General features: G+C 41.1%; 15 protein-coding genes. 7 read left to right on the forward strand and 8 right to left on the reverse strand.

Annotated features, from left to right (window positions below):
* Nucleotides 1-404: 404 nt before the first annotated feature.
* Nucleotides 405-2804 (reverse strand): response regulator, encoded by a 2400-nt coding sequence (locus RMY27_RS33945; protein WP_322669197.1) that lies wholly within the window; start codon nt 2802-2804, stop codon nt 405-407.
* 163 nt (nt 2805-2967) lie between these two features.
* Here RMY27_RS33945 and RMY27_RS33950 point away from each other — a divergent pair, with 163 nt between their 5' ends.
* The 3 genes from RMY27_RS33950 to RMY27_RS33960 are packed head-to-tail and all read left to right on the forward strand — an operon-like array spanning nt 2968 to nt 5365.
* Nucleotides 2968-4293: a DUF58 domain-containing protein gene (locus tag RMY27_RS33950; RefSeq protein WP_322669198.1), complete on the forward strand. Its 1326-nt coding sequence runs from the start codon at nt 2968-2970 to the stop codon at nt 4291-4293.
* A gap of 56 nt (nt 4294-4349) precedes the next feature.
* Nucleotides 4350-4859: a GNAT family N-acetyltransferase gene (locus RMY27_RS33955; protein ID WP_322669199.1), complete on the forward strand. Its 510-nt coding sequence runs from the start codon at nt 4350-4352 to the stop codon at nt 4857-4859.
* On the forward strand, nt 4856-5365 hold the full coding sequence (locus RMY27_RS33960; RefSeq protein ID WP_322669200.1) for an N-acetyltransferase: 510 nt from the start codon (nt 4856-4858) through the stop codon (nt 5363-5365). The genes RMY27_RS33955 and RMY27_RS33960 overlap by 4 nt, the downstream gene beginning before the upstream one ends.
* A 225-nt stretch (nt 5366-5590) precedes the next feature.
* On the opposite strand, the gene RMY27_RS33965 is transcribed toward RMY27_RS33960, so the two are convergent.
* The 3 genes from RMY27_RS33965 to RMY27_RS33975 form a co-directional block, all read right to left on the reverse strand.
* Complete coding sequence (locus RMY27_RS33965) at nt 5591-7000, reverse strand: AtzE family amidohydrolase (protein ID WP_322669201.1); 1410 nt, start codon at nt 6998-7000, stop codon at nt 5591-5593.
* A gap of 100 nt (nt 7001-7100) precedes the next feature.
* Nucleotides 7101-7289 carry a DUF4089 domain-containing protein gene (locus tag RMY27_RS33970; RefSeq protein WP_322669202.1) on the reverse strand — a complete coding sequence of 63 codons (189 nt, stop codon included), beginning with the start codon at nt 7287-7289 and terminating at the stop codon, nt 7101-7103.
* Nucleotides 7290-7417: 128 nt separating this feature from the next.
* The gene (locus tag RMY27_RS33975) at nt 7418-9544 is read right to left on the reverse strand and encodes a hypothetical protein (protein ID WP_322669203.1); all 2127 of its coding nucleotides are present in this window, start codon (nt 9542-9544) and stop codon (nt 7418-7420) included.
* Nucleotides 9545-10524: 980 nt separating this feature from the next.
* Here RMY27_RS33975 and RMY27_RS33980 point away from each other — a divergent pair.
* The gene (locus RMY27_RS33980; protein ID WP_322669204.1) at nt 10525-10998 is read left to right on the forward strand and encodes a hypothetical protein; all 474 of its coding nucleotides are present in this window, start codon (nt 10525-10527) and stop codon (nt 10996-10998) included.
* Between the two features lie 327 nt (nt 10999-11325).
* On the opposite strand, the gene RMY27_RS33985 is transcribed toward RMY27_RS33980, so the two are convergent.
* The 3 genes from RMY27_RS33985 to RMY27_RS33995 all read right to left on the reverse strand — a co-directional run bounded on the left by RMY27_RS33985 (nt 11326) and on the right by RMY27_RS33995 (nt 14867).
* On the reverse strand, nt 11326-11754 hold the full coding sequence (locus RMY27_RS33985) for a hypothetical protein (protein ID WP_322669205.1): 429 nt from the start codon (nt 11752-11754) through the stop codon (nt 11326-11328).
* Nucleotides 11755-12252: 498 nt separating this feature from the next.
* Nucleotides 12253-13446 (reverse strand): MFS transporter, encoded by a 1194-nt coding sequence (locus RMY27_RS33990; RefSeq protein ID WP_322669206.1) that lies wholly within the window; start codon nt 13444-13446, stop codon nt 12253-12255.
* Between the two features lie 95 nt (nt 13447-13541).
* Nucleotides 13542-14867, reverse strand: coding sequence for an MATE family efflux transporter (locus tag RMY27_RS33995; RefSeq protein WP_322669207.1), 1326 nt, complete (start codon nt 14865-14867; stop codon nt 13542-13544).
* Between the two features lie 183 nt (nt 14868-15050).
* On the opposite strand from RMY27_RS33995, the gene RMY27_RS34000 reads away from it, so the two are divergent.
* Nucleotides 15051-15329 (forward strand): hypothetical protein, encoded by a 279-nt coding sequence (locus RMY27_RS34000; protein WP_322669208.1) that lies wholly within the window; start codon nt 15051-15053, stop codon nt 15327-15329.
* On the opposite strand, the gene RMY27_RS34005 is transcribed toward RMY27_RS34000, so the two are convergent.
* Nucleotides 15326-15451 (reverse strand): hypothetical protein, encoded by a 126-nt coding sequence (locus RMY27_RS34005; RefSeq protein WP_322669209.1) that lies wholly within the window; start codon nt 15449-15451, stop codon nt 15326-15328. The two genes, RMY27_RS34000 and RMY27_RS34005, sit on opposite strands and share 4 nt — an antisense overlap.
* 47 nt (nt 15452-15498) lie before the next feature.
* Here RMY27_RS34005 and RMY27_RS34010 point away from each other — a divergent pair, with 47 nt between their 5' ends.
* Both RMY27_RS34010 and RMY27_RS34015 read left to right on the forward strand, forming a co-directional pair.
* Nucleotides 15499-15996 carry a DUF6174 domain-containing protein gene (locus tag RMY27_RS34010; protein WP_322669210.1) on the forward strand — a complete coding sequence of 166 codons (498 nt, stop codon included), beginning with the start codon at nt 15499-15501 and terminating at the stop codon, nt 15994-15996.
* 393 nt (nt 15997-16389) lie between these two features.
* Nucleotides 16390-16755: a hypothetical protein gene (locus RMY27_RS34015; protein ID WP_322669211.1), complete on the forward strand. Its 366-nt coding sequence runs from the start codon at nt 16390-16392 to the stop codon at nt 16753-16755.
* Nucleotides 16756-17192: the final 437 nt, after the last annotated feature.

Genomic DNA, 17192 nt, shown 5'->3' on the forward strand with positions numbered 1-17192 from the left:
ATCAACAAATGCGAACGCCAAATCAACAAATGCGAACTCCAAATCAACAAATGCGTAGCCAGCTGTAGGCATCTCAAAATATAGCGGTTCTCAGTTGAGTGCAATACAGACCCAACCCCAGCCCTTCCCTACTAGCGTTAGGGAGTAAAGTTCAAAACTTCTCTCCTCTTAGGCTACGGTGTGTACACAAGTCGAATTACCCCCCTTAATCCCCCCGATGCATTGGGGAGAGACCGGAAATCTAGTTCCCTCCCCTTTGCAAGGGGAGGGTTAGGGTGGGGTAAAAACTTGGGTTTTTCAGCTATTTCAGACTTGTGTGTACACCGTAGCCTAAGAGGAGAGAGGTCAGACTGTATTGCTTCCATTCGAGAACCGCTATAAATAAAACCCTTGCAGTATGGTAATTACGAATTACGCCCAGCGGCTACTTGGTATAAAGATTGTATCGTTAGTCCATCATTGGGGTATTCGGCTACAGTGAAATTACATATTACTTGAAAGCGATCGCCATCGAAGGCTGTGAATATTTGCTGGCGGAGAGTAGTTAAAATCTCACTAAGGCGATGGTTTACTTCTATTTTTGTTAACCCAGAAACTCCCACGACAAATTCACCATTACCCCAATAACCTACTACTTCACCACTGCAAAATGCCGATTGTAATACACGACTCCATCTTTGCAATACCTGGTTTCCAACCTGATGACCATACTTAATATTAATTTGACGAAAATCAGTGACGCTTAAAATTATCAAGCAAACAGATTGCTGATTTTTCTCAGCTTGAGCAATTAGGTGTTGCAAATCGCGGTTAGACTGAAACTGATTTGCTAGTCCAGTTAAGGGATCTTTAGTAGAAAGCGACTGGAGTAAACGACTGCGTTCTAAGCGATGGGTAATGCGTGCCAATAGTTCTGCACCGACAACAGGTTTAATCACATAATCATCTGCTCCAACAGCAAACACTTGTTGCACAGTTTCCATCTCTCGGTGAGCAGTCAGAAACACAATCGGTAATTCCTGCCATTGGGGATCGGTACGAACTGCTCGGCAAAGTTCTATACCATTTATATGAGGCATTTCCACATCCAAAATCAACAAATCCGGTTTAGTAGATTGCAATACTTCCCAGAAACGTAGCGGATTTTCTAATCCTGTCATCCGCATACCCCACGGCTCTAACATTGGGCGCAGTGCTGCTAAAATCAGCGGGTCGTCATCTACTGCTAGTATATTTACTCGTAAAGAACGAGTCCGCTGTAATATTTGGGACGAAACATCCCAGACTTGAGCAGCTGTCACAGGCTTGACCAAAAAACCCCGTGCCCCGTACTGAGCAAAAGTTACGCGTTCTACTAACTCATCAGTTGCAGCCAGCACCAGAACGGGTACGGGTGGGGTACGCGTTGCTAAATCCGAAAGTAGTGCTAAACTTTCTTTACGCCAGCCGATATCATCTATATTTAGCACTACTAAATCTGGTGATGTGGTTTGGAGAAAGTTTTTTGCATCCTCTAAGTTGCTGATTTGCTGCCAGCATATTCCCATGCACTCAACCAGTTGTTGCAACTGAGAACCTAGTTGCAGATTGGGGTCAATTAATATCAATCGGGTACTAATTTCAGGTGCGATCGCAGTGTTAGTTTGGTTATCTACCTTTTCCCCCATCAGGTTGATTAAATTACCCAAATCTTCAATCAGCGTCAATAATTGCCGCTTTTCACTTACTGACAAATCGCCATCTTTCCCTAAAATCTGTTCAATTTCCCGCGCTAGCAGAGTGCCATTGTCTTGCTCAAACATTCCCAAGACACCAGCTAGTTTGTGTGCCTCTCGTTCTGCCGATTGACGTAACTCCCTAGTCAGCGTTTTACCAGATAGTGCTGCCGCCAATTCTTGCAATACCGTCAACCGCTGCACCATCAACCCCTGATATTGCTTCCACAAGCCACCCATCGCTTGCTGAAACTGCTGTTCAACATCACGGTTAGAAATTCGAGATTTTTCTTCCTCCCCCAGCTCCTCTGCCCCTCGTCGGTCACTGAGCGTAGTCGAAGTGCTGCCCCTCTGCCCCTCTGCCCCTCGTCGGTCACTGAGCGTAGTCGAAGTGCTGCCCCCCTGCCCCTCTGCCACTCTTCCAGGATTCAACCGATATCCCAAACCATAAACATTTTCAATCCAGTCTACTGCTCCGGCTGCTTTCAACTTTTGTCGTAAGTATTTGATGTGAGATTTTACAGTTTCCTCCTGGGGTGGATCGTCAAAAGTCCACAAATGCTCAATGATATCCCCCCGACTAAAAACACGCGATGGATTCCGTAAAAATAGCTCTAGCAGACTGTATTCTTTGGCTGTTAATTCCAGCAGTTTGTTGTTATATGTGACTTCGCAACTACTGGGATCTAGTCGTAGCGAGCCTACTTCCAGTATAGGAGTACAGGGGCGATCGCCTCGACGGATCAACGCTCGTATCCGTGCTTGCAGTTCTTCCAAATCTAAAGGTTTGATCAGATAATCGTCTGCACCTGCATCAAGCCCCTGAATCCGCTCTCTACTACCATCTTTCGCCGTCATCAGCAGAATCGGAGTGAAGCAACCATTAGAACGCAATCGTTGACACAATGTAATCCCGTCTAGTTTCGGTAATCCGACATCTATTAATAGCAAATCGTAGTTCGTACTTTGCGTGTATTCCCAACCCATTTGTCCGTCTTGTACGACATCAACAACATAGTGTTGCTTAATCAGAGACTTCAACAAGACACTTGCTAAAATTTCTTCATCTTCGATTAGCAAGATTCTCATACACTCGTCCAAAACATAATTTGCTACTACTTCACCCAAAAAAATAGTACATTAAGTAGCTATTTTTCTACAAGAAAAAAATATAAGAATTTAGCAAGTCTTCTTATTTCGGTTACATTGAAATTTACCTTATACCTAGCTTTTAACTTCATCGTTCTAAAAAATGGTTCCTTCCAAACGAGTTTATTTATTATTGGTTTTGGGTATTGCGATCGCCCCGATCCTATCCTTATTTCTGATTGTTAAAGCAACCATCGCCATCACTGTGCTATTTGATGCCATCATTCTCGGACTGATGGTTGCAGATGGTTTGCGGATACGGCGTTCTCGTGTACAAATTACCCGCGAATTACCGTCACGATTATCTATTGGGCGAGATAATCCCGTAGTGTTAAAGGTGACATCTCCCAATACCGACGCCCAAATTGAAATCCGCGACTATTACCCAACAGGATTTGGCGTGTCTGCACCTGCACTCAGCGCCATTATTCCCAGTAACAGTACTGAGGAATTAACGTATACTGTCCACCCGACACAGCGGGGAGAGTTTCCTTGGGGAAATATTCAAGTCCGACAGTTGGGGCTTTGGGGACTAGCTTGGGATGATTGGCAAATTCCTCAAAGTAAAAGAGTAAAAGTTTATCCTGATTTAGTGGGATTGCGATCGCTGACAATTCGTCTGACACTGCAATCATCGGGATCGATGCGCCAATCTCGCAAAACTGGTATTGGTACAGAGTTTGCCGAACTGCGGAACTATCGCACTGGTGACGATTTGCGGTTTATTGATTGGAAAGCTACCGCCCGTCGGGTTGGGGCTTATGGTAATGCCATGCCACTGGTGAGGGTTCTAGAACCAGAACAGGAACAAACGTTACTGATTTTACTTGATCGCGGACGGCTAATGACGGCAAAAGTGCAGAATTTGCAGCGATTTGACTGGGGATTGAATGCAACTTTATCCTTAGCCTTGGCAGGTTTACATCGAGGCGATCGCGTGGGTGTTGGTGTATTTGACCGCCAGATGCATACGTGGATTCCCCCAGAACGCGGTCAACATCATTTGAATCAGCTAATCGATTGCCTAACTCCAATTCAACCAGTGTTATTTGAATCTGATTATTTGGGGGCGGTGACAAATGTTGTGCAGCGACAAACTCGCAGGGCACTTGTAGTAGTGATTACTGACTTAATTGATGTCACTGCCTCTACAGAACTTCTAGCCGCACTCTCCAAGTTAGCACCCCGCTACCTTCCATTCTGCGTAACTTTGCGAGATCCACAAATTGATCGTTTAGCAAACACCTTCACAGATGATGTTGCAGGTGCTTATACCCGTGCAGTAGCACTAGATTTATTAATGCAACGACAAGTAGCTTATGCCCAACTGAAACAAAAAGGTGTATTGGTATTAGATGCCCCAGCAAATCAAATTGCCGATCAGTTGGTTGAGCGATATCTGCAACTCAAAGCGCGAAATCAACTTTAGTAATTGTCACTTTAACTTGTGTATTTTTATTCAATTATTTAGCGGAGGTATAAACTTTGCTTAACATTATCCAGGTAGAGGCTGATGAACATAACTCTCATATCCAGCAAGTGTTTTGGGAATATCTTAATGAGACTAAGCTGATATTCAGCAATAAATTTGGCATCAATTTAAATGCTAATACATTCTTTGAGGAATATATGACTCAACTCCACGAATTTCTACCACCTTCAGGGCGCTTGCTTTTGGGACAATATGAGCAAAAAATAGCTGGCTGCGCTTGCTTACGAAAGATTGGTGAAGATATTGGCGAAATTAAAAGAATGTATGTAAAACCAGAATTTCGTAGAAAAGGAATTGGTCGGTCTTTATTAGAAGGTATCATTAATGAAGCTGCCTACATTGGTTACTCAAAGATACGTTTAGACAGTGCCCCTTTTGCAAAAGAAGCACACGCACTTTATCGTGTATTTGGCTTTCAGAATATTGAGCCATATTTGGAAAAAACCGAGATTCCTCTCGAACATCGAGCAAACTGGATTTTTATGGAATTAGTTTTAAAATGATCGATATCCGTTCTGAAACTTTGTCAGACTACACAGCAATAGCTGAGGTTAATAGACTAGCCTTTGGGCAGGAAAACGAGGCTAAACTTGTAGAGAAAATTCGCAATTCTGACCGTTATATTTCAGAACTTTCTCTAGTTGCAGAGGTTGAAAATATTGTAGTCGGTCATATTTTATTCAGCTACATTGATCTAGTGGGTGAAGAAACACTCCAGGTTCTCGGTTTAGCGCCTTTGGCAGTTCATCCACAGTTTCAAAGACAAGGAATTGGCAGCGCACTAATAAAAGCAGGGTTAGAAATAGCAGAAGCAAAGAAAGAAGCTATAGTAATTGTACTAGGTCATCCCCACTTCTATACTCGCTTTGGTTTTCAGCCTTCTGTTGTTTATGAAATCGAGTCTCCTTTTCCAGTACCAGAGGAATTTTTCATGGTGAAACCACTGCAAAAGTATCAAAAGCAGTATAAAGGCAAGGTTGTTTATGCGGCTGCTTTTGATGAAGTATAGCAAAGTGCTGAGTGCTGAGTGTTGAGTGCTGAGTGCTGAGTAAAAACCCAGTCGTTTCAAGCTTTTGAGCAATCAACACTGTCTTAATCTATGTGACTACGGCTATATAATATTATTCCAACGTGAAGTTTGGTTAAAGCAAGAGACGCGATGAATCGCCGTCAAGACGAAAGACTATTGTAGAGACGGCGATTTATCGCGTCTTTGTGTAATAAATCAGATTTTTCAAACACCCTCTGAGTTTAGAGCGTTTAAAATTACTGGTGCCGAAACTATACCCTTTGCCTCTAACGCAGCTGCAACCCTTAAAATTAAGGCTTCATTATATGGTGCTGCAATCAATTGCACACCTAGAGGTAATGCATTTTGGCACTGAATTGGTACTGATAAAACGGGTAAACCAATAAAAGATAATGGTTGAGTAAATAGCCCTAAATAAGGATGGACAAGAATTTCTTCGCCATCTAAAATCATGGTTTTTTGACCAATTAATGGTGCAGAAATTGGTGTAGTTGGGGCAAGAATCACATCCACATTTTGAAAAACTTCCCGAAGGCGATCGCGATACCATCTTCTAAACCGTTGTGCTTGGAGATACCAGCTACTAGGAATTAACGCCCCAGCCAAAAAGCGATCGCGTGTAGCTGGATCAAAATCTTCAGGACACAATCGCAATTTATCCAAATGCAGATTTGTACCCTCGCTAGCTGTAATCACAAAGGCTGCTGCACGGGCGCGGTGAGCTTCTGGTATGATTACGTATTCAGTGACTTCTATTGCATCAGCTACTTTTTGCACTGCTGCTAAAGCTGCCGGTTCTGCACCTTTGGTAAAATAATCAGCTGCAATGGCAATTCTAATATCAGAAATATCTTGTTTGAGTTGTGGTAAACATAATTCAGGCGGATGCTTTGTACAAATGGGATCGCGATCGTCTTCTCCTTGAAGCACATCAAACACCGTAGCAATATCCTGCACCGAACGCGCAAAAGGGCCAATGTGGTCAAAACTGCTAGAAAATAAAGCTACTCCAGCACGAGATAATCTTCCATAAGTTGGCTTGAAACCAAAAACGCCACACAACGCCGCCGGAACGCGAATTGAACCATTAGTATCAGAACCCAGCGTCAGCGGTACTAACCCAGCCGCAACCGCCGCCGAACCACCCGATGAACCACCAGCAACTCGCTGTAAATCATGGGGGTTGTGAGTAGCACCGTAATGGGAGTTTTCTGTTACAAAACCATAAGCGTACTCATCCATATTCAAAGCACCAAGCAGAACAGCACCCGCTTGCTTCAACTTCGCTACTGCGGTTGCATCTTGAGTAGCTTCTGGGTTTACTGCATTGATTTTCGATCCCGCCAGAGTCGTAAAACCAGCAATATCGAAGAGATTTTTCACTGCAAAAGGCACACCAGCAAGCACTCCAGGATAATTACCTTGGGCAATCTCATTGTCAATCAGTGCTGCATCTGTTAAAGCTGTCTCAGCAGTTATAGTCGTAAAACAGTTGAATAGATGATTTCGCGTTGCTATTCGTGCTAACGCAGCTTTCGTAACTTCCACAGCGCTAGTTTTACCTTCGCGTACAGCAGTTGATATGGTTATGGCATCGGCTGAATCAAAATTCATGCTGAAATATTAAGAGATAGCGCGTTTAGCTTTTTGAGTAATAGCAGTCAGCAATAGTTTTTGCTTCACTAAAACATCAAGATAGCTATTCTTGAAGCAATTATGGTTCAAAAACTGGTGCAACTTCAATTTCCTTTGGTAAAGGGAAAGAATTTACCAAATTAGCGATCGCCCTAATTCTCTCAAAATTTGCCACCACACCATCACGATACTCATCTCCGATCTCTAAATCCAACAACAACCCCATCAGATCGACATACTCACCCACATCAAACTCTTCTCTTTTCATCTCTCTTCCTTTGCGGTAGCCTGCGGCAAGCCAAAGCGTCTACGTTATCTTAAACTTATAACTTCTTGCGACAACAGCGATACCCAGGTAGTAACATACAATTCTGTGGGGAATGCAACGTCTCTATATTAATTTGGTTTTCCATAGTAGATTCCTTTACCGTCGGTGCCAATGAAGACTAGCCCGAATTGCTGTTTGCTAGCTTCCATCACGTTCGGGACATTGCCAATGGGATTTAGAGGATTAGAAATGTTTGTCCATGTTTGCCCTCGATCCAAAGAACGAAAAATTCCTTTTCCCTTACCAATAATTTTGCCATATAAATATAGTGCTGGAATTTTACTTCCTGTTTGTGGCTTGCCAAAAGCAAATAAATGAGCTTTCTCCACACTAGTTATTTTGGCAAAATTCGTACCACCGTTTGTTGAACGATAAAGCCCATTAGAATCGAGACTGATCCAAACTTCGTTACCCACCCCTGGAACTGTTTTGAGCATAGACCAATTTTCACTAGGAAGTGTTGAGTTGACAATACTGAAGTATGCAGCTCCATCCTTACTGCGGTAGACTTTGCCAGCGTTGTAGTAGTAAAAAATATTGCCATTTACTTTGTCAGATGCCAATGGTTGACCCCAGTACCACGGTCCCTTGGGCCCGTTGGGTAAACCTGATACTCCACTCCAAGAAGCTCCACCGTTAGTTGTACGTATAGGTTGTTTCTCGCTGGCGATCGCTACAAACAAACTTGGATTATTTGCAGACATAGCTACTCGTAGTGGCATAGTGTTCTGTGGAAAGGAGGAAAAGTTTTTCCAGGTATGTCCGCCATCTGTGGAAGTTCCTCCTGTAAAGGTATTGAACCCTCGATGTCCGCCAACACGTACCATACGTAAAGGATCTTTTTCACTGTAGGCAATGCTGTATGTTTCTTGATACCAAGGGCCGTTACTACCGCCTAATTGAGTAGATGGGTAAGTATCTAATTTCTGGCCATGGTTAAAGCCTTCTACATCAGCCACACCGCTTAACAATAGTGAGCCTTTTGGAGGTGAGATCAGTTCAAAAGCAACTGTTTCCTCATGTCCTTTTTCATAGTTAGACCACATAGGCTTGTTAGCATTGATATTGTCTGCCTGCCAGGTTCCGAACCAGTCTGTTAACCAAACTTTGCCAGCAATATTTGGGTCAAATTCAATCGCTGAGGCCGCAGAAGCAAAATACCAGTTTGGCCACCAAGGTACTTGAGAATTCAATGAATGGCTTTTCTGTTGCCATGTAGCGCCACCATCGGTAGATTTAAAGACTCTAGAGTAATTAGTACTTTCATGGTATTGGTCATAAGTAACTAAAACGTGATTAGAGTTATTGGGATCTACAGAAAGCCCATTAAATGAAATAGTTTTGATGTTAGTTGGCGTAATATTGCTCCAAGCCCCATTTCCATATTTGCTAACTCCTGAAGTGTGCGTTACATACAGTACTCCATTGCTATTAAGAACCATTCGATTTACTTTTGATGGGCTTCCGGCTATTCTGCTCCAGGTAACACCTGTATCGGTAGACTGATATATCCCGTCTCCATAGGCATTTGCATAAACCAAACCAGAATTCTTTTTGCTAAACAAAATTCCTGTAATACCAATATATGCATTGGGTTTTCCAGAGAAAGAATTTACTTTGTTCCATGTTTGACCAGCATTCACCGACTTCCATAGCCCATCCAAACGTGAACCAAAGAAGATGATATTAGAATTAAATGGATTAACTCCCAGCCTTTCCCCTGTCCATCGCTTAGTTTCGTTGCCACCCATTGGCAAATCTATGTTCAGTTTGTTCCAGGTTTGACCTTTATTGGTCGATTTGAAGATTGTTCCTAAGCCAGCCCCAGTATATTTGCCTGCTGCGATATAGACAACATTTGAATTGTTAGGGTCAAGCGCTAATCCTTCTCCGCCATAGTAGTTACTTTTATCAGACCCAAAGTGATCTATTAATGGAATCCATTTCTTCTCTAACGAATTCCAACGATAGAAGCCACCGATATCGGTTCTAATGTAGGCTAAATTCTTCTCTAAAGGATGCAGATAAATATTGGTAACATAGCCTCCTCCCCCTATGGAGACATGATCCCATTGATACCCAGATGCAATGCTGCGACTAGGCTCAACGGTTGTAAGTGCTACGGTCGTAGCCAGAGCGAGCATAGAAAAGCGGATTATTTTCCTTAAAGGAATATGGAAAAAGCGAATGCTCATATAGTCTCATTTGTAAAGGAATGAAGCCAGAGATAATACTTAGCAAATAAGACTAAGCAGTATAAAATTAAGTGAAAATGCGCTATGCATTCTCCCCTGAGTTGGAAGATGGCGTAATGATTGCTAATAGCTGATTGTTGATATAAATGTTTTGGCAAAATAAAAATAATTTGTCAATATTTTTACAAAATTTATGTATAATTTGTTATAACTACTTATAACTATATATCCTTAAGTACAAAGGTTTTTACTGCTACTTAGTAGTATAAAAACGTACTAAAATCTATCTTGTATTTACACCACAAGAATAAGTTTCCTTGATTGTTGCAGCACCGACATTGATTTGGGATGAAAATGAAACTAGACGACTTGCATAAAAATATTTAGAAGTTCCCGTAAAGAAAGGCACAAAAAAGACCCTAAAAGATGGCTCTTGCCGATTATCTATTCAGAATATTCAACATTCGTGCAAGAGGTGTATTGAATAGCCGTAAGTTACTGAATATGAAGAAGAAAATTCAATCTCTTGATCTCAGATTCTGTGCGTTATCTTACGGAAACGCTAACGGCAAACTGCATCTCTGCGTGAGAACAAAAATCATCTTACTCACCAGGCAAAATTAACCACCCCCACCAGTGTTTTACAGCAGTTTTCATGTATTTGAACCACACCTGTCGTAGGGGCGCAAGGCATTGTGCCCCTACCGCTATCAGCGGATTTGGGTGCGTTAGAAAATCTCACATTCCTCCAGCAATTTAATTAAGTATTTTTTGAAAGATGAAAAATCCCTCTAAAGTCAGAGATATATTCTGTGCTGTGGTAGAGGCTTTTTTGATTTTACTTCAGTATAATACTATATAAATAAAGAAATTTTCCACCTCAACTTAGTCTCTTTAACTAGAGAGATAAGCAATCTTAAAAAATGATATCCAGAATGATATTTACAGTAATTAAATAGTCTAAAATAACAATAAAAAAGATGGATAACAAAAACAAACTTGAGAGTAAGAAAAATAATTTCAATCGGGATAAAAAAGATGAAAGTAATATAAAATCCTTATCTAACGAACCCAAACAGTTAACTAAAACAATTAATATAGATGGTCAGCGTCCAGTTGATCCAAGTAACATTGAAATTAAGGAAACAATTGATATAGATGGTCAGCGCCCAATTGTAAAAGATAAAAATTATAGCGATCAAACAATTGATATAGATGGTCAACGCCCGATCGCTAAGAGTAATTTTGAAGAACATGAGATGCTACCTGTAGACGGTAAGCGTCCAATTGACCCTAGTGATTTAGAGGTTGAGGAAATTCTTGACATAGATGGTCAACGTCCGATCGCCAAGAGTAATTTTCAAGTTCAGGATACTCTAGAGGTAGATGGTAGCCGCCCAATAGTTGCAAATAACACTGCTGATTCGGAAATTCCAACAGATTATGTAGATTAAAATCACAACCTTTCTTGACACTGTAAAGTGGTGAAGAGAAAACAAGGGGACTCAGTAATCTACATTGTTAGCATGAGAGTGCTAATAATATCGTGTTCGGTTAAAGACTTATCATTAAGACCGCAGAGGGGAGCGGTTTTTGAGCTTTCTGCATTGATTGGAGAATTATAACTAATTAGCCGAATATGATATAAAACCTAAACGAAGATTTGCACAGAACAACACGCAGTAAGGGCGCACATCTGTGCGCCCTTACGAAAACCTTAATTTAGATTTAGACTTGGGAAGGCTCGGCTATTGCTGCTTTGGCTCTAAGTACGATCCTCTTCATACAAAAGCACGGTAATACACATCATATGTAGAGCCACCTCCAGACACACGCGCTATTGCCGTGCCATTGGTTGCTCCAAAGACAGTAAAACCACCTAGAGAATCGTCAGGGCCGTTTAAAAAGCCGTCTTCATCAAAAAGTTCAATCCTTGCAGGTAAATCAACGCCTAAACCTCGGTTAACTACAAGTGTCTGTCCGGTAGAAAAAGCATTAGATCCCCAGATTTTACTACCATTGACTGTGATATAGGTATCGTCATCGCCGAATGTATCTGCATCAGCAGTGATAGCCTGAAGTTGCTCTATAAGAAGGAATCCGCCCCCTTCTATGACAGCTCCTTCTTCAGGAGTCAATTGAGCGAATAATTGTCCGTTATCGATAGAATAAATGTCAGAACTAGATTTATTTTTGTTGATGTCTAACATGATTTTTCTCCTTTTTTAATTAAACGCATACAGAGATAATTAGGTAAGTTTTAATTCACTAAATTTGCATTACATATTTGTGAGAGGAATCGGCAATTGTAACCATTAGAAGTTCGTTCCGTAATGGAATAAATCATCTTATGATTCAGCAATACCCCAAATTTACAAACTTTTTGTGATACTTACTAGGGGAATCTCTGTACTATGATTCTTTACGATGGCTTTTAGGCTTTATGCACTGAGAGCAGAAAATTTGTTCAAAATCTGTAAAATGGTTATAAAGCAAGAAGTTAGACTTATGCTATTGATATCCTTCGCAAACTCAAGCTGTTGATTCAGCTTTGCATTTGGAATGCGTAGGCGCACCCGGCCGTAGGCATCGCACTTTTACTTGGTACGATTTTTAATAGGAGCATCCTAATACAATGGTATGTCTCCATCTCCTGTCACTATCATGTCTATAATAAATTGTAGATGTTATAGCATTGCCATAATTAATTATTTATTATTTATGCTTGCTGTAGTAATTTTTGGTTTGACTATAACAATAAATCCAAGCAAAGTAAAAACTAACATCTGCCAAGTCACCACATTCCAGCCACCAAGATGCCAGCATAATAGACCAATGCTAGTACCTACAGCACCACCAATAAAATAGGTAGTCATGTAAACTGTGTTGATGCGACTATTCGATTGAGCATCAAGAGTGTATATTCTTGCCACATTGGTGACTTGAATTGCCTGTACACCTACATCTAATAACAATACAGCAACAGCGATCGCTAGCCCTGAACTAGAAGCAATTTTAGCAATTACTAAACCTGCAATCACTAGAGATACAGAAATAGTTAAGGAACGTTGGGAATTACCTCGATCGGCTAATTTACCAAAAATTGGTGCCATTAATGCACCTGCGAGCGCTACAAAGCCGTACATTCCAATTGTGTCAGATTGAAAGTTAAAAGGCGCTCCGCTTAAATGGAAAGTTAACGTTGTCCAAAATGAGCAAAAGACACCAAACATTAACCCCCCAATTAAAGATGCTTCTCTCAATAAGGAAAAACGTTTTAATTGTTGAAGCGTTGATTTTAATAAATCAAAATAATCACCAGTGTATTCATTATTCACATTAGGTAAATAAATCTTTAGCAAGACAGTAACAATTAAAATCATTACTCCTGAAAATCCATATACATAACGCCAACTGAAGCATTCAGCAATATATCCGCTAAAAACCCTTGCCCCTAAAACACCAATCAATATCCCAGTAAAAATACTGCCTACAGTTTGCCCTGTAGTTACTCTATCTATACTTGCTGCTAAAGGAAGGATAACCTGAGCGGAGACTGTTGTAATTCCAATTGCTACGCTTAATATCCAAACCTGGACGATATTTTGTGAAAACGTCATGGCTATCAACAAACAAAACAAACATAGAAGTAACGAAAGAATTAATGTTTTTTTGTTGATTTTATCGCCCAAGGGAATTAAAAAGAAAAGCCCAAAACCATAACCAACTTGTGAAAGCACAGATATGCTACCCGCTTCACCTTCACTAACTTGGAAAGAAGATGCAATATCTTTGAGAATTGGCTGATTATAATAAACGTTAGCAACACACACACCAGATGCGATCGCCATAATCAGCACCTGAAATTTAGTTAATCTGTTACCTGGGATTTGTTTTTCCATTCAACCTAAGTCACTATAATTTATTTGCTTGAGGACTTTTGCCTTTAGCTTCATCTGTGTTTATCAAAACAGAATTCTGACTCCTGACTTCTTCTTCAATAGTTATTAGTTTTCCTGGTGCTAAACCGCCAAGTTAGGATGATTGCAGCGATCGCTAAACCAATAGCCAATCCCCACCAAAGACCAATAGCTCCAGACCCCAACGAGATCCCAAAAGTATAACCAGTGAATAAACCAACACACCAATAAGCAAAAATGCCAATCAACATCGGGATTCGAGTGTCTTTGAGTCCGCGTAATGCTCCTGCGGCAGTAACTTGTACGCCGTCAACTATTTGAAAAATTGCCGCAACTGCTAGCAATTTCACCGCCAGGGCAACCACATCTGCATTGTTCTGATTGTTGATGTCAATATAAAGAGAAATAATCGACTTTGGTACTAGCCAAAATGCAATGGCTACTACACCCATAGATAAAGCTGCAATGGCAATGCCTACATATCCAGCTAGACGAGTGCCAACTAGGTCATTCTGTCCGGCTAATTGTCCAACACGAACTGTTGTCGCTAGAGAAATGCCTACTGCCATCTGGAATGATATCGAAATTGTTTGTAAAGCAATTTGATGGGCAGCGAGGACATTTGTTCCCAATTGTCCAATCAACAAAGTGACAACAGTGAACAGTCCGGCTTCGACCGTAATTAGACCCCCGATGGGCAATCCAACCTGAAAAATCTCGCCAACGATCTGGCGATGTTCGAGAGAAAAAGCTTTGTGAGATGAAGATCGAAAAATACCGTAAACTGCAAAACGAGGCTGATTATATATATAAACTGCCAAAGCAACAAACATACTCCAAAGTGAAAGCGTGCTTGCCCAACCGATACCAGCTAAACCCAGCGCCGGGAATCCCAGTTTGCCAAACATCAGCACATAGTTAGCTGTGATGTTCAACAAAGTACCCAAAACCACAGTCACCATTACTAATTGCGGTTGCAACAGAGCAGAAAGAAAACTTTTAAGTACTGCAAAGCCCAAACCAGGAATAAAACCCAGTGCGATCGCTTTTAAATAAATCTCTGCTAGTGCTACCGTGTTAGCATCCTGTCCTAATAAAAGTAGTAAAGCACCTCCATTGTAAAGCAGCAATGTAATTGGTATTCCTAGCACCAGAGATATCCCTAGTCCAAGCCGGACAATTATGCCAACTTTTTCTCTATTTCCGGCTCCGTATGCTTGGGCCGCTAAGGGACTGACAGCAGAAAGGATACCAGTAAAAATCAACAGAGAAAAAGTAAAGATAACAGCTCCCAAACCTCCAGATGCAATGGTTTGACTTCCCAACCAGCCCATCATTACTGTATCGACAAAACCAGTAGCAGATTGAGCCAGTTGTGCCGCTGCCAAAGGTACGGCTAACATGAGACATTTTTTAACTTCAGAAAACATATACACTTGATAACCCGATGTGAAGAACAAAGGGTTTTTTCAAAATCTAAACCCATGTTCAGGAGATATTGCTCCTGGGAACTTGAATCTATCTTAATGGAATCAGAGGATTCCCGTCACAGTGATTAGTGCAGCGTTCCGCAGGATAAGACTTAGGTGATTTACAAGAATAAATATACCGATGCCATTGGTTTCGACTACTTCGACTTCGCTCAGTACAAGTTCGCTCAACCAACTGATAGATCGAGACTTGAGCGTATCGCTAAAGCGAAAGCTCCGCTAACGCGTAGCGTCTCGCAGAGAAGTCGAAACTCGCCAACACAGGTATTTTCTTTGTCGGAAATCACCTTAACAGGAGATGAATTGCAATTAGGTAAAACTAACACGACACCTATCAAATGTTTGGTTGATTCTTTTCGTGGGATAAAGTTTTAGAATGTTCGCTGTGGGCGATGGTTTATTGCCGAAGCAGCCTTCAAGCCGCGATCGCCAATGAAGCTCAAAATCTGCATACCAGCTTTGAGTGTCACAAATAATTTCAATGTTTTGGCAATCATCTTGAAGCTACGTTAAAGTGAGCAGTTGGAGTTAAAAATGGATTTATATGCGCTTACCAATTGCAATTAGTGCTGTTTTAGTGGCATCTTTAGGTTTTAGTGCACCTGTAATATCTCAACCTCCTCCTATACAGGTAGCCAAAACACCCGCGCCTAGTAGTTTAACTTTGGAACAATTTAAGATTAATTACCGACTATGGAGACGGCAAAAAATCTCTACCTATCGCTATGAATTCACTAGAAGTTGCAATTGTTTACCGAAAGCCACAGAACCAGTAATTATTAAAGTACGTAATGGAGTCACAAGTTCTATTACTTATAAAGCAACTCAACAGCCAGCTGAGGCAGAATTGTTTAAACAATATAATACAATTCCTAAACTCTTTAATATCATCAGGGATGCGCTGATTCGTAAAGCAGCAAACTTGACTGTACAATACGATCCAATACTTGGTTATCCAACTCAAATTAACATTGATTATAATAGCGAGATCGCTGATGATGAAATATTTTTTACAATTAGCAATCTGCAAAAAACTAATTAACTATGTCTAGCGATCGCATTCTTTACTACAGCAGTGCTTAGGGAATTTCCGTTAATAAATCTACCGCCGCCGTTGGTTTCGACTACTTCGACTTCGCTCAGTACAAGTTCGCTCAACCAACTAAAATATCAAGAGTTGAGCGTACTCCTGCGGGGAAGCAAGCTACGCGTAGCGTCTCGCAAAGAAGTCGAAACTTGTTAACCTGGGTATATTAAACCTCTTGCAAAAATCGTTGAATCACCCCTCCCCAACCCTCCCCGTATGTATTGGGGAGGGAGCAAAAGTACTTTCAATTACATTTGCGTTCCTCAAATTTGTGAATTTTGAACTATATAATTACTAAACTTAAGTATTAAATAAAATTATTACCAATAGTTTAGGAAAAGCAAAGACGTGAACCGTTTCAAAAAGCTATCCTCAATTGTGTTCCTGTTATTAGCCTTCATGTATCCACCTACTTTGGTTGAAGCCAAAGAGAATACTCGCAATGATGTTCTCAATGAACAGAGTATTGACACACAAACAAAATTAGCAGGAGAGCAAAGTGAAGAGTTTTTGTTAGCTCACCGACGGAATCGACGACGTTATCATAGACGACAACGAACTGGAAGATATTATTATCAACGCCAGCGGAATCGACGACATCATTATAGACGGCGCTATCGCTCTATACGTTATCATGGACAACGATATCGTCATGGAGAATGGGAACTTGTGCGCGATCGTCATGGACGATTAATATATGATTGGCAGCGTTAATAGTAAACTTTACACTCAATTTTTCTAGAGAATCTTTATGCGTAAATCCTAATGCAAAACCTAAATACTTTAACCAGTTTTGAATTATCTTATATCAAATCCGCTTGATTACCTAATTAAACCCGAAGAACCCCACCCCCGCCAAAGCTATGCTTTGTCTCCCCTCCCCGCAAGCGGGGAGGGGCTGGGGGTGGGGTGTATTGACTGTGGTTAGCATAACTAATTATGCGGGCATGATAGATATCACGGGTTAGCGGAATATCTATAGTGTTAATAAACTCATCGCCAGTAGAGTGCGTTATGTCCACACCAAATCAGCAAATGCGATCGCCAAATCAACAAATGCGATCGCCAAATCAACAAATGCGAACGCCAAATCAACAAATGCGAACTCCAAATCAACAAATGCGAACTCCAAATCAACAAATGCGAACGCC

The organism is Nostoc sp. DedQUE09, assembly GCF_034530915.1.
Taxonomy (GTDB): domain Bacteria; phylum Cyanobacteriota; class Cyanobacteriia; order Cyanobacteriales; family Nostocaceae; genus Nostoc.